The organism is Variovorax sp. KK3, from assembly GCF_001984055.1.
GTDB lineage: Bacteria > Pseudomonadota > Gammaproteobacteria > Burkholderiales > Burkholderiaceae_C > Variovorax.
This window is the reverse complement of the sequence record NZ_LYVO01000023.1, coordinates 79,094-92,276: the sequence shown is the minus strand read 5'-3', so window position 1 is coordinate 92,276 and position 13,183 is coordinate 79,094. Positions and strand designations below refer to the sequence as shown.

General features: G+C 66.5%; 12 protein-coding genes. 3 read left to right on the top strand and 9 right to left on the bottom strand.

Annotation, left to right across the window (positions count from 1 at the left end; all coding sequences use genetic code 11):
* Positions 1-59: 59 nt before the first annotated feature.
* Positions 60-3,962, bottom strand: coding sequence for a patatin-like phospholipase family protein (locus tag B0W80_RS13660; protein WP_076999686.1), 3,903 nt, complete (start codon positions 3,960-3,962; stop codon positions 60-62).
* A 273-nt stretch (positions 3,963-4,235) separates the two neighbouring features.
* Between B0W80_RS13660 and B0W80_RS13655 the strand changes: the two genes are divergently transcribed.
* Positions 4,236-4,826 (top strand): hypothetical protein, encoded by a 591-nt coding sequence (locus tag B0W80_RS13655; protein ID WP_076999685.1) that lies wholly within the window; start codon positions 4,236-4,238, stop codon positions 4,824-4,826.
* On the opposite strand, the gene B0W80_RS13650 is transcribed toward B0W80_RS13655, so the two are convergent.
* The 3 genes from B0W80_RS13650 to B0W80_RS13640 all read right to left on the bottom strand — a co-directional run bounded on the left by B0W80_RS13650 (position 4,795) and on the right by B0W80_RS13640 (position 7,916).
* Complete coding sequence (locus B0W80_RS13650; protein ID WP_083745372.1) at positions 4,795-5,808, bottom strand: isopenicillin N synthase family oxygenase; 1,014 nt, start codon at positions 5,806-5,808, stop codon at positions 4,795-4,797. The two genes, B0W80_RS13655 and B0W80_RS13650, sit on opposite strands and share 32 nt — an antisense overlap.
* Complete coding sequence (locus B0W80_RS13645) at positions 5,808-6,860, bottom strand: ABC transporter substrate-binding protein (RefSeq protein WP_083745371.1); 1,053 nt, start codon at positions 6,858-6,860, stop codon at positions 5,808-5,810. The genes B0W80_RS13650 and B0W80_RS13645 overlap by 1 nt, the downstream gene beginning before the upstream one ends.
* Before the next feature lie 132 nt (positions 6,861-6,992).
* A complete protein-coding gene (locus tag B0W80_RS13640; RefSeq protein ID WP_076999683.1) occupies positions 6,993-7,916 on the bottom strand; it encodes a LysR family transcriptional regulator in 924 nt (307 codons plus the stop codon).
* Between the two features lie 190 nt (positions 7,917-8,106).
* Here B0W80_RS13640 and B0W80_RS13635 point away from each other — a divergent pair, with 190 nt between their 5' ends.
* The gene (locus tag B0W80_RS13635) at positions 8,107-8,565 is read left to right on the top strand and encodes a DUF4440 domain-containing protein (protein ID WP_076999682.1); all 459 of its coding nucleotides are present in this window, start codon (positions 8,107-8,109) and stop codon (positions 8,563-8,565) included.
* A 34-nt stretch (positions 8,566-8,599) separates the two neighbouring features.
* Here B0W80_RS13635 and B0W80_RS13630 read toward each other — a convergent pair whose 3' ends face one another.
* Both B0W80_RS13630 and B0W80_RS13625 read right to left on the bottom strand, forming a co-directional pair.
* Positions 8,600-9,004: a RidA family protein gene (locus B0W80_RS13630; RefSeq protein ID WP_076999681.1), complete on the bottom strand. Its 405-nt coding sequence runs from the start codon at positions 9,002-9,004 to the stop codon at positions 8,600-8,602.
* A gap of 149 nt (positions 9,005-9,153) precedes the next feature.
* Positions 9,154-10,404 (bottom strand): hypothetical protein, encoded by a 1,251-nt coding sequence (locus B0W80_RS13625; RefSeq protein ID WP_076999680.1) that lies wholly within the window; start codon positions 10,402-10,404, stop codon positions 9,154-9,156.
* A 117-nt stretch (positions 10,405-10,521) separates the two neighbouring features.
* On the opposite strand from B0W80_RS13625, the gene B0W80_RS13620 reads away from it, so the two are divergent.
* A complete protein-coding gene (locus tag B0W80_RS13620) occupies positions 10,522-10,908 on the top strand; it encodes a YkvA family protein (RefSeq protein WP_076999679.1) in 387 nt (128 codons plus the stop codon).
* A gap of 68 nt (positions 10,909-10,976) precedes the next feature.
* Here the strand turns inward: B0W80_RS13620 and B0W80_RS13615 are convergent, their stop codons facing one another.
* From B0W80_RS13615 to B0W80_RS13605, 3 genes are all read right to left on the bottom strand, one after another.
* Complete coding sequence (locus B0W80_RS13615; protein ID WP_076999678.1) at positions 10,977-11,189, bottom strand: hypothetical protein; 213 nt, start codon at positions 11,187-11,189, stop codon at positions 10,977-10,979.
* The gene (locus tag B0W80_RS13610; RefSeq protein WP_143684612.1) at positions 11,186-11,947 is read right to left on the bottom strand and encodes a hypothetical protein; all 762 of its coding nucleotides are present in this window, start codon (positions 11,945-11,947) and stop codon (positions 11,186-11,188) included. Before B0W80_RS13610 ends, B0W80_RS13615 begins: the two co-directional genes overlap by 4 nt.
* A 231-nt stretch (positions 11,948-12,178) precedes the next feature.
* Positions 12,179-13,114: a restriction endonuclease gene (locus tag B0W80_RS13605; protein WP_076999694.1), complete on the bottom strand. Its 936-nt coding sequence runs from the start codon at positions 13,112-13,114 to the stop codon at positions 12,179-12,181.
* Positions 13,115-13,183: the final 69 nt, after the last annotated feature.

Here is a 13,183-nt window from a genome sequence, read left to right as displayed (position 1 = left end):
GCGTGGTAACTCCAGTCTCCCAGACCCTTCCGGGTGAACAACCTATTGAGACATCACAGCTAGCTCGGTGGTGCCGGCGTCGAAGCCGGTGCGACGGGCGGCGGCGGGGCGGCAGAGGGCGCGGCAGCGGGCAGCGGCGATGCGATCCACACCTCGAGCGTCCTGGGCGCCGCCTTGAGCCGCGCCGACAGCGGCTCGACACGCCACGTCTCGCCGACGGCCGGTGCCAGTGCATCCGCGCAGGCCTTCGCGTCCAGGTCGTGGAAGCGCACGGTCGTCCGTCGGATCGCTTGGGGTTCGGGGCGGCCGCGTGCGCGCGCCGTCTGGTCGACGTCTTCCACGGGTAGCGGCCGGGCGCCGAGCTGCTGCTGCCACTTCTGCTGGTAGCCGCGAGCGGTCGGCACCTGCCCGGGGCCGTAGACCTGCACGAACACCCGGACGTCCTTGCAGGTGTCGGGCGATGGTGGCGGCGAAGGCGCCTGGGTCTGCGGGGGCGGTGGAGGCGGCGGTGGAGGGGCCGCGCCGTCGGCGGGTGGACGAGGCGGTGCCGTCGACGCCACCGTGACGGTGCCTGCGTGCATGCCGAACCACGACAGCACCCACGCCTTGGGGTCGCTCCAGACCGACTTCACGCCCAACCACAAGCGCTTGAAGCTGATGGGCTGCAGCACGGTCACGTTCTCTTCCTGCGCGTACTCCGCCGCGGGGATGTGACAGCGCTGCAGTTCGCCCGACGGAATGCGCCCGCGGTACAAGGCCGTGCTCTGCGGCGAGCTCACCTTGTTGCCTCTTTCGGTGAAGGTTTTTTCCGCGCGCGCGAGGCTGCGCACGAGCGGGTCGCAGGGGTGCCAGAAGTCGATCGACCGGGTGGCCGAGTAGTCGTACGCCCAGTACTGCGGTGGCGGAAACGACGCGCGCTTGGTCTCCGCGGCGGCCAGGCAGTTGGGCAGCCGGCTCTTGAGCTCCGGGTCGGTGGCGCTCAGCAGCAGGTTGCATGCATCGCCGCGCATGGCCAGCGGCAAGGCCGTGCACCGCTCCACCGCGTACTGGAACACGTGCGTCGCCACCGGCGAACGCGTGAACCAGTCGGCCTCGCCGCTGGGGCACAGGGTGTCGGCCGTTCGCACCAGCGCCGAGGCCAGCTTGTCGATGGGGGTCGATGTCGTGGCGGGTTCGTTGGCAACGCGCACGGGCACGTTGGCCCACAGGTCGGCCAGTTCCTTGAGCGCTGCTCTCTCGGCCTCGACCTGCTTGCCGTAGGACGTGCGCACGCTGTCGATCGCCTGCCAGGCCGACACGCCCAAGGTGGCAGCGGCGCCGAGGCCCAGCGAAGCGGTCACGGCCGATCCGCCGAAGCGCGACGGGAGCCGGCTGGCGGGCGCGCCTTTCTCGCTCTCCTTGGCCTTCTGGCCGGCGGCCTTGCCGGGCTTGCAATCGTCGTATTCGAAGAAGTCGTCGCAGTCGGCGACCAGGGTCTCGATGAGCTTCTGGTCCAGGTGGCTGCCCAGGTACTGGCCCAGCAGGAAGTAGCTTTCCCACTGCGCTTCCGAAAAGAACTGGTCCGCCGTGGTCTGCTGCGGAAAGCTCGGGTTCTGGCCCTTGAAGTTGAGCAAGTCGACCGGCAGGCCGGCGCAGATGTTCGGCTTGATCAGGATCAGGATGCCCTGGCCGGGCTTCTGGCCGCCGTACTTGACCTTGGCCAGTGCGAGGCAAGCGCTCGAATCGGCCAGCGCCAGGTCGTTGATGGAGCCGAACTGGTCCAGCGACTTCAGCCCCTTCGCGCTGCCGCCGGTGCCGGCGGGCTTGCCGGCCGACGAGCGGGGCCGCAGGAACTGGATGTCGGCCTGCAGATCGACGCGGGCCAGCCGGACCAGGTTCTCCAGGTCTTCGAATCGGTAGTCCGGGTCGGCACCGCAGTCGGCCAGCACGATCACCTCGGCCCGCTGGGCCAGCAGCGAATAGGCGGCGGTGTTGTCGAAGTGGCCGCCGTCGGTCAGGTACCAGTCCTGCCCGGTCGTGCCCTTGAAGCGGCCGAAGATCTCGTCCACCAGCCCCTTGGTCTTGGCGAAGGGCGGCGACTTGGTCGTGGCCGCCGCCGTGCGCTCGGCGTAGCTCCACCAGTAGCCGAGCCGCACGCCCGCGAAGGTCAGCAAGGCAGACAGCCCGCCCAGCGTGCCGCGGCCCATGCCGCTCGACACCGCCGCGCCCGAGATCGCCATCCAGCGACCCACGCTCATCGACGCGGCTATCGGCAAGGGCTGCCAGGCTTCCTGGCCCACCTGCATCAGGCCGCCCGAGGCCATGGTCAGGTTCAGACCGCGCCGGTCTTGATTGAAGATGCCGCCGCGCGGGTCCGTCGTCTGGTTGACGCATACGCCGAACAGGTGCACCGGCCCGCCGCCGCGTTGAGGCTGGTAGTCGGCCAGCGACAAATCGTCGTCGGGCCACACGTCGTCGATGGACGCGGTGGGCGAGTTGGTCGGCATCACCGTGTCGATGGGCTTCAGCGCGCCGAGCGGATCGGCCTGGCCGAAGCGCTTGCCATTGGCCGCGCCCATGTAGCTGCGAACGAGCCGCGCGCGGTAGAACGAGTGCAGCGAAGACAGGTTGAGAAACGCGAAGTTGCGCCCTGTCCACCACAGGTAGGCCACCACCGGAATCGCGATCAGCACCAGCACCTGGCCCGCGTCGTCGTACTGCAGCGTCTCGCCGCCGAACATCGAGCCCAGCACGGCCTGGTAGACCAGCGACACCCACCACGTGCACAGCAGGAAGGTCAGCAGGTAGCCCAGCAGCCGCCCCACCCAGCGCAGCAAGGCGCCGCTGTTGCCGCCCGCGCTGGAAGACAGGTTGGACAGCGTCGGCAGCACCGTACGCAGCAGCGCCGCGGCCACGCCCAAGCTCAGGCCCGAGGTGACCAGCGACACCCCGGTGAAGGCCAGGTACCACGCCAGGCGGTCGACGAAGCCGGCCAGCAACAGCAGCGCCACCACGCGCAGCCGATTGGCCAGCTTCTTGGTGAGCACGTTGCGTGCCGTGTCGGCCTGCAGGGCAGGCCCATGGGTCTTGTCTGCGCGGCGCATTTCGGCATCGGCCAGCGACGTGCCCCAGGCCCATACGACGATGAGCAGGCCGCAACTCCACCAGGCCACGGTGCGGACCGTGTCGCCGTACTCGCTGCCGTTGTCGCCCAGCAGCGAGAACGCGACGATCAACAGCACGCCCAGCGCCAGCACGATGCGGCTGAGGCGCCGCAGGCTGGTGCCGGCCACCTGCACCCACGGCACCGCCCAGTAGGCCGCCAGGTGGCGCGCACAGGCCAGCAACGCGAAGGGCATGCCCACCCAGACCGTGGCGAACCACCCGTTGCCCGGCACCAGCCGCAGTATGTCGAACAGGCCGCGCGACGAGTACAGGTAGCCCAGCGTCTCGAGCCCCTGCCATGCGCCCAGGTCGACGATGCACAGCAGCAGGCCCAGCAGCATCGCGAGCAGGCCCAGCTCGAAATGAATGGCCAGCAGGTTGCGCAGGTAGAGCGCCACCGCGAAGGTCGTGTCCTTGGCGCCCCTGGGAATCAAGTAGCGGCCGTTGGCCCGCAGCCACCACAGGAACCAGCTCGACGTCTGCTCCGCATTGGGGCCGTGGCGCGGCGCGGCGGGCGAGGCCAGTTGGCCGTCCAGTGCCTCGACCACGGCCTCGGCCTCCGCACGGTTGGTCGCCCGGTTCAGCAGCGAGCCGACCGCCGTGCCGATGTAGCCGCCGCCCGACACGGTCGAGAGCAGGTCGAAGCGCAGCAGCGACTTGCGATGCGCCAGAGCGCGCAGCAGCCCGAAGCAGAAGGTCGCGCTGCGGATGCCGCCGCCCGACAGCGCCAGCCCCCATTGACGGCTTGCGTCGGCGGGAATCCTCGGGTCGTCGAGCTGCTTTCGCCTGCGGACCACCTCGTTGTCGATCGGTGTCACGGAATGCCCTCCTGCGCCAGGCGAGTCGGGGCATGGTTGATGGCGTTGTCGTGGCCCCGTTCGCGTGCTCGCCGCTCGTATGTAATGGACAAGCGCGGGTTTGGCAACGGTGTTGTTCGCTGCTTGCGGCGGCGCGCCCCTGGCCTGGCGTACCTCGTGTTGTGGATGCAACCCGTCGGTCGGCTGCATGCCACGGTTGACGCAGGCTCGGCTCAGCCCCTAGTCTTGTCAGCCTTGGCCCGGTCGTCGCGCGGGCCGCGGAAGGAGTCGAGGATGTACATCGCCCAGGCGCCTTCGTGCGCGGTTCCCGTCGCATCCGTCGGCGTCGACACCACCCAGGCGCCGTTGAGCATCGGCGCCACGTACCGTCCGGCGAAGTCGCTGTTCGTGCTGGCCGTGCTGGTGCTGCTGGCACTGGCCCTGGGCTACAGCGGCCTCGCGCTGCTGGGCGCCTTCGCCGCCATCATGGGCGCCGCGGCCGGCTGGGGCGGCGCGGTCACGAGCCTGCAGGTCTTCGAGACGGGGCTGGTCATCACCAAGCGGCAAGGCGCCTTGGGCGACGGCTACGAGGCCTACGAGCTGCCTTGGGCCATGGTCGAGCGGCTATCGCTCGATCAGTCGCGGCTGCTCATCGTGCACAACGACGAACGCCTGCGTTCGCTGGTGGGCAGCCGGCTTCTGTTCTTTCCGCGTGAAGAGGGCATCCTGCTGTTGCATGCCGAGTTGACGTGGCTCAAGCGCAAGGGTGCCTTGAGAAGGGCGTTCAAGTCGCACCCCACCATTCATGCGAAGGCGACGGCGCACCCCCTGGCCAATTTGCGCCTCATGCCCATCAACTCCGCCACGACTTCCGGTCGCGCTTGAAGCCTGCGCCGACGAACTCGCCCGCCTGAATCACCGGATACCGCACCTCGCCCCCACCCGGAATGTCGGCCGGGTCCACTTCGGCGAAGTAGTTCAGGTGATGAAACTGCGGAATCGAGAAACGCTCGTTGCCCGACACATTGACCACCCGGTGCACCGCCGAGCGAAAACGCCCGTTGGTCCAGCGCGTCAGAAGATCGCCCACGTTGATGATCAACGCCCCCGGCCGTGGCGGCGCGTCGATCCACTGGCCGTCGGCCGACTGCACGTGCAGGCCGCCGTTCGCGTCGTTGAGCAACAGCGTGATCAAGCCCTTGTCGGTGTGCGGGCGTGCGCCGATGCCGCCATCCACCGCGGGCGGCTGCGGCGGGTAGTGCACCAGCCGCATGTTGGTAAAGGGCTGCCTGCAGCGCGACACGAAGAAGTTGGCGTCGAGCGCCAGCGATTCGGCCATGGCCCGCAGCACCTGCTGGCCGCAGTTCAGCATCGCGTAGTAAAGGTTCTCCACCCGATACCGAAAGCCTGCATCCTGCGGCCACGCATTGCGCGAGTAGAACGGCAGGTCCGCGAGCCGGGCTAGCGCCGCGTCGTCCAACGGAAACCCCATGTCGAAGGACTCCTTCACATCGGGCGCCTCGCCCTCGCGCTGGGTGTCGAACATCGGCTGGTAGCCGCGGTTCTGCCGGCCCGTCGAGGCCTTGCAGGCGATGCGTTCGTCCAGCGGCAGCGCGAAGAACTCGCGCGCCGCGTCGAAGGCGTTGTCGACCAGCTCGGTCGCCATGCCATGCTGTTCGAGGTAGAAGAAGCCGTAGCGGCGGCAGGCATCGGCGATGGCCTGGCTCACGGCGGTGCGCTGCTGGCGCGTGCCGTAGAGGTAGCCCGAGAAATCGATGACGGGAATCGACTCGGCCGACATGCCGGTGTCGGCTTCGACGTGGGTGTCGTACTGCGCTTCGGGTGGCGCCACCGCTGTGCTCGTCATCACGCGTAGATCCTTCGCTCGGCGGCGTTGGGCAGGAACTGCATGTCGATCAGCGCCGACGCCTTGGGCACGCTCTTGAACTCGAGCGCCTTCGCCAGCGAATCGATGCCTTGCTGGTAGCGCGCCGCGTCGATCAGCCCGATGCCGGCCTTGCGCACGTTGGCCGTGCCGATCTCGTCGTCGAGGATCACGTCGAGCCGCAGCGCCTCGATCTTGTCGTCCACCAGCGGCTCGTGCGCCTTCAGCGCAGCCACCGTGCCGGGCCGGTCCTTCACCGCTTCTTTGTACGCACGGGTGAGTGCGCGCAGGTAGGCTGCCACTGCTGCCGGCTTCTCGCGCATGAAGGCGTTGCTGGCCATCACCGCGTTGCCGTACAGCGGCACGCCGAAATCGGCGAAGCGCATCACCGCGATGTCGTCGGGCTTCACGCCCAGCCGCTGCAGCGACACGAAGCCCGAGGCGATGTACCCCGTGATCGCATCGGCCTGGCCGCGCACCAGCATCGTCTCGCGCAGTGCGGGCTCCACCGACAGCCATTTGACGTCCGACTGCGCGTTGATGCCGTTCGCATTGGCGAACAGCGGAAAGATGCGCCGCGCACCGTCGTTGGCCGGTGCGGCGATCGTCTTGCCTTTCAGGTCGACGGGCTTGCCGATCGCGCCCTTCTTCAGCGAGAACACCGCGGCAGGCGTGGTCTCGTACAGCACCATCACCGCCGTGGCCGGCGACTGCGCGTTGTTGCCCGCGAACTCGGCCAGCGAATTCAGGTCGCCCGTGCCCATGTCGAAGTTGCCCGATGCCAACCGCGTGACCGTCGCCGAGGCACCGGCGCCGACGTTGAGCGTCACGTCCAGCCCTTCTTCGGTGAAGTAGCCTTTGCGCAGGGCCAGGATGTGCGCGGCCGTGCCGGCCTCGAAGCGCCAGTCGAGCTGGTAGCGCACCTTGGTCAGGGCGCGCTGGGCGAAGGCCGGCGCACCGAGGGTCGCCACGGCGGCGGCTGCGCCCATCTGGGCGACGAAGCGGCGCCGGGAGCAGAAAAGGGTCGATGGCATGGTGGAGCGAACGAAGCGTCGAAAGTAGCAAGACGAGACTGTCTGCGTTCGAATCTAGGCCACGCCGCTCGGGACCACAAGCACCGATTTTCGGTGTCTGCGTTCTCTTCGAGGCAACGGAAGCCGGTCGTTTCAGGCGCCGGACGAGGGCGCGCCGGCCAGCGCGTCGAAGCGCGATTCCAGCAGCTCCAGCATCAGCGACACCGACGGCGAGAGCGCGCGATCGGCCCGCACGAACAGCGACAGCGACACGCTGCCGATGCCCCGGTCGGAGATGGGAATGTGCCGCAGCGCGCCCGCGTCGATCTCGTTCTGCACCGTGGCGCGCGTCATGATCGAGATGCCCGCTCCGGCCACCAGCAGCGCCACGATGGTGGGAATCGAGTTGGTCTCCACGAAGGGCGTGACCCGGCCGGACGCGCCGCGCGACACGTCTTCGACCATGCGCCGCAGCACCGCGTCTTGCGACTGGATGATCAGCGGATAGTGCAGACACTCCGCCACCCGCATCGACCGCCGCGCGGCCAGCTCGTGCCCCGACGCCACCACCACGCCCACCTGCACCGGAAACACGCGCACGTTGCGCACCGGCATCGATGCGGCCGGCTGCCAGCACAGCCCGATGTCCAGGTCGCCCCGCACCACCGCATCGACGATCTCGGGCGAGTTGCCGGTGTACACCGTGTACGAAATGCCCGGGTGGTCCTTCGACACGTCGACGATGAGCTGCGGCACGAAGCGCGCGCTCATGTACTGCAGCACCCCGATGCCCACATGCCCGCGGCTCGTGCCCTTGAGCGCATCCACCTGCGCGACGGCAGTGCCGAAGTCGCGCTGCATCCGGCGTATCTGCCCCAGCATCATCTCGCCCGCCGCAGTGAGCCGCACGCCACGCGGCAGCCGTTCGAACAACGGAACGCCGAGCTGCTCCTCGAAGCGCGCGATCTGGCGCGTGACGGCCGAGGGCGCGATGTTCAAGCGCTCGGCGGCGCGGCGGATGGATTTTTGTGCGGCGACCTCTTCGAAGTAGCGGATCGAGTGTGAGAACGCGTGCATGCGGTGATTATGTTGGGCAGCGGAATTCTGTTCGGCGTTGCGGCGGATGCCGCAAACATTCAAGACGGGCAGGGTGCAGCGCGCGCACCATCGAGCGATCAGACGATGGAGGTGCCATGCGTTTACTCTTCTTGATCGATCGACCCGAAGGCGAAGAGTCTTTGCTGCTCGGCTGCACCGAGGTGCAGCCATGAGTGGCTACGCACCCGGCAGCGACGAACTCGAGGCGTTGCTCCAACGCACCGACACCGCCAACACCGCCTTGCTGCAAGGCGACATCGACGGCTACCTCGGCCTCATCTCGCATACCGACGACTTCACCTTGATGCAGCCCTTCGGCGGCCCCGTCGTCCGCGGCCTTCACTGGCCAGAAGAGCGCAAGGCGGAGCTGAAGCGCTTCTTTCGCGGAGGCGAAGGGCAGGTCGAGTTTGTGCAGTGGTACGCGTCGGGCGACCTGGCCGTGCTGGTTGCGATCGAGCGGCAGCGGGTCGTGATTGCGGATCTGCCCGAACAGGACTGGTCGCTGCGCATCACGCTGGTCTATCGCCTCAGTGCGGAGGGCGCGTGGCAGCTGGCGCATCGGCATGCGGACCCGATCGTGCGGTCGATCAGTGTGGCGAGGGCCGCCGCCATTGCGCGCGGCGCATAACCGGTCGGACCTGAAAGGTGCGCAGTCTGCGCCCTCAGTGCGCGGCGCCTTCCGGCAGCTTGGCAATTACCTTGATCTCGAACTGAAACCCGGACAGCCACGTGACGCCGATCGCCGTTGCGGTCGGATACGGCGCCTTGCCCCAGTATTCCGCGGCCACGGCCCATGCGCGCTCGAAATTGGCGTCGGGGTTCACCATGAACACCGTCACGTCGATCACGTCGTCGAAGCTGCATCCGGCCTCGGCGAGGATGGCGTTGAGGTTCTTGAATGCGAGGCGAACCTGGTCGTCGAGTTCGGGCTCCGGAGAGCCATCGGGCCGGCTGCCGACCTGGCCGGACACGAACAGCAGGCCATTGGCGCGGATGGCTGGGGAATAGCGGTGCAGCTCGTACAGGGCGTGGCGCTCGGGCGGGCTGACGACGTCGCGTGTGGTCATGAAAGGGTTTCCTTCAAAGCAATTGCAGATGCAAGCAATGTAGGAGTTCGCAGCTCGGGGATAAACCAGCGGCCGGCAACAACACTGTTTGCATCGGCCAAACAACTGAACGCCGCGATGGATCGCGTTGAACCGCTCGGGTGCCTCGGTCAGGCGAGCGCGTCGCCCTTCGCATCCGCGGGCTTGGCGACAGGAATCTTGCCGTCGGCTTTCCAATCTTCCCCGGCTCGCAAGTCTTTCAGTTCGAGGCTCGAAGATCCGAAGTACAGGGGCTGACCCAATCGGTACCTCGGATAGTTGGCGCCCAGGTTCTTCACCAGACCGACCACGGCCGTGCGTGCCTCCAGGTACTGCGCAAGGGCCGGGCCCCTGGCACTTGCCGCCTTGATGGCGTAGCCGTGCACGAAGACGTCGAACTCCGTCGGCTGCAAGCGAGCCGCGCGGAGTTCCACCGACACGACCATCGTGCTCGAATTCAGATCGATGTTGATGCCGCGTTCGATCATTAAGCGGGCCTGTTCTGCGGTCTTCCACAGGTCTTGCTGGCCGGGCCGGTGATCGCCCTCGAACTGAATCCTCAGCGTCGCGCTGATGTCGAGATCGATGGAGCGCGCATCGCCCTGAGGGGAGTCGAACAGCTCGGCCAGCAAGGCGCGGAGCTCCTCGGCGCCGACGAACTCGGACAGCGCAAGAATGGCGAGCTCGCGCTGCGCCAAGTTCGGGCTGCTCAAGCGGTCGAAGAATGTATGAACGAGGTTCGCCACCGTGCTGCCGTGTTCGCGCGCGAGCTTGACTGCCGAGACCTCGATATCGATGTCCGATGCGCCCGTGGTTCGACGCAGCCGTTCCCGTTCGAGTTCGATTCGCTGGTCTTCGCGGCTGAGGGTGGCGAATTGGTGCGTCTCTTGAATGTCTTGGTCCCTGGCCTTCTGCATGGCTTGAAGCTGTCGATCCTTGGCCGCCAGCGCATCTGCTGCGTCGTCCTTGACCTGCTGCAGCACAAGCTCGTGTTGCTGCCTGGCTTGGTGCAGTGAAAGCTCGTGGCCGAGCTTGGTGTTCTGAAGTTCCGACTCGACATCGCGCCGCTTGTTGGCGGCGACGATGATGCCGATCAGCGAGGCAATCGCCGTGACCAGTGCGGCCAGCACGGCGGAGGTGAACCACCCGGGGCCCGTGCTGGGTTGCGGCATGCCGTCGATCTTGATGGAGACCCTGTCCGGCAGCGTCACGACGATCGGCGCGCCGCCTGACATGGCAGCCGGTGCGGCGCCGCTCACGCCCGCCGTGGGCGCGCTTGCGGGCGAAGCGATCGGAGGTGCTGGGGCGGGGGCGGCCTGGTCCTGGGCGGCAGCAGCCATGCCCCAAAGCATCAGCACGGCGAGTGTGATTGCAGCCTTCATCGAAGCACCTTTGCGCGTAGTTGGGGCCGAGTGTGCTGCGACGGCCCGAGAATTTCCATCCCCAACCGTGAGGGCTCCCGTCATCATTCCAACGTAGCATCGCCGCAGGAGGCCGCCATGGCAGTTCTCGACACGCTGCGGCACTGGGCAAAGCGCATCAAGCGCGACGGCGTCACGCTCTGGTTCGCCGCCAAACACCCCGCCACCCCGTGGTACGCCAAGGTGCTCGGCCTCTTCGTGGTCGGCTACGCGCTCAGCCCCATCGACCTGATACCGGACTTCATCCCTGTACTGGGTTACCTGGACGACTTGATCCTGCTGCCGGCGTTGATCTGGCTGGCGGTGCGCATGGTGCCTGCGCCGGTGCTCGATCAATGTCGTGCACAGGCGGATGAATGGATGCGCAGCACCGGGACGAAGCCTGTCAGCCGAATTGGCGCGGTGGTGATCGTGGCCTTGTGGATCGCTGCCGGGGCGGGACTAGGTTGGTGGTTGTTCCGGTAGAACGTCCCTCGCTGCTCATCCCGGCCCTGCAACGTCCGCCCGGCACGGGGCAGGGCGGGACTGTCCGATCAGCGCTGCCGAATGAAGGTCGTACCGTCCGGCAGCGCCCAGCTCTGCCCAGGTTCGAGCGTCTGCGTGTCGAAAGGATCGATGCTGAAGTGCCCGTCGGGGTTTGCTGCCTTGGCTGCCGCAATGTCCTTGGGGTTCATGTTGTAGATGCCATCGTCGAACTTGTAGTCGACATAGATTGGCGATCCGTTGGCGGTGAATGTCATCGTCATGTTGTTGCTCCTGGGTTGGGTGCTGCCAGTGGTGCCTGTGGTTCGGGCGCCTTGCTCACTTGCTGAGGCGGAGCGGGAGGTGGTGAACTCCCCGCAACCGCTTTTGCTGCCGCGACTGCGCCGGCCTTCGTGGCTTCTGCATCTCGCGACGTGCTCTTGGTGACGAACGATCCGATGAAGGCTCCGAGGGTGAGCTTTGCCATATCGAGAAATATCGTCGCTGCGCCGTCGAATGGCGCGCGGGGTCCAGTTTTGCCCGCTGTGCTTAATAGATCAGGAAACACGGGCGCCGCCAGCCCCAGCAGGCAAAACAGAATGGTCATGAGAATCGTCGCCAAGGGCATTCCCGAAAGCTCCAGCTTTCTGAAAACCCCCGTGCCACCCGTCAGGCCCACCAGCTTCGTCCAATCTCCGATCGGATCAGCCGAATGCTCGATAACCGAGCCGAGAAGCCGCCGCGCATCATCAGGAAGCGCATTGCCAGTCGTGGTCGCCTCGATGTTCTGCCCGGCTCGCATCAGGAAGTAGCCGAAGCCTGCTGCGAGCACCGCGACAAAGATCACTGTCTGCACCCCAACCAAAGTGGTGTTCTCCCCAAGCATCGACCGGATGACGGTAGCGGCGACAGCGCCGAGCGACCCGATGGCGACAATGAAGAAGCAGGTGCTGCAGAAGTAGAGAGCGCGACGTGCCCAGGGGCTTGGATCGTGGCGCGGCCCTTCGTTGGAGGTGTCGGACCTCGGAGCTTCTTCAGGCATGGCCATTCCTTTCCGTTCTTGCGCTTGCCCGGCTCGGAGCCGCAGCGAGTGGCAAAGTGTGCGGCTCGACCGATCGCCACGAATCATCAAATTTGAGGACGCGCGGCACATCACGCCGGGTGTTCACAACCTGACTTCCGACGACGATGCCTGTTCGTCGGGAGCCGCGACAACTCGCGCTTGCAATCCACTACGGCGACAGGTCACCCGGGCCGTCAACGCAAAGACCCATCAACTCCGCTTGCTGATCAACCATTCCACCAACCCCGCGCGAATTACAAGCTCAGCCAGTTGCGGGCCAGCCAGCACGTGAATGTTGTCTTCCTCCGCCTTGTAGTGGGCGACATCCTTGCCCGTGTGGCAGATGAAGAAGAAGTCGTCGTACTGCGGCATGTCGTTGAACTGCTCGATGCTCTTGGTCAGCGACGCAACCGTGCCATTGGACTTGACCTGCACGAATGCACGACGCCGCGTGACCGGCGCCACCAGGTCGAGATCGATGGCCTTCGTGGTCTTGCCCAGCACGTCCAGCCTTTGAAAGCCCGCGCGAGAGAACATCAGGTCTGTCAGAAGCTCGAAGTCTTTCCAGTGCATGCCGCGGATCAGCACCTCGACCGCGTCGCGCAATTGCGCCATCGTGTCCACGGCCTTCTGCACGTCGGGCGACTGTTCGCAGTTGATCCTGCGCACCAGATACTCGGCGACCTGAGGCTGCACCGCACAGATGGTGCCCCGGTACATGCCGACCTTCGCCAGCCGGTCATCCAGCGTTTCGATGTTGAGTGCGCCCCCGGCGATGTCGGTGCTCTGCCACTGGCCCTTGACCGCGCGCACGCGGCTCCCGTCGTCGAGCAGCCGCACTTGCTTCTTGGCAAAGCACCACCAGAGCTGGCGCGCGTAGAAGGTGAACCACAGCGTGGTCTCGGGCTCTTCGTAGAAGTCGCGGATCTGGCGGACATCACTGGTGGTCGTGCTCTTGTTGCCCTTGCGCTTGGCAAGCCAGTGCTTGGTCACGGCCTTCCAGTTTCCGGCAAGGCTCTCGTCGTGCAGCGGGCTGGTGTACCCGAGCCGAATGACTTGATCGTGTTCGATCGACGACTGCTCCCACGTTCCGCGACGCCCGAGCTTGATGAAGCGGACGTCGGTGGGATGGATGGCTTTGCTCATTGGGACATCGTTCTTGTTGGAGGAGCCGGCGCGGGTGTGCACCGGCTGCGGCATTCTGCGGTGCTGCGC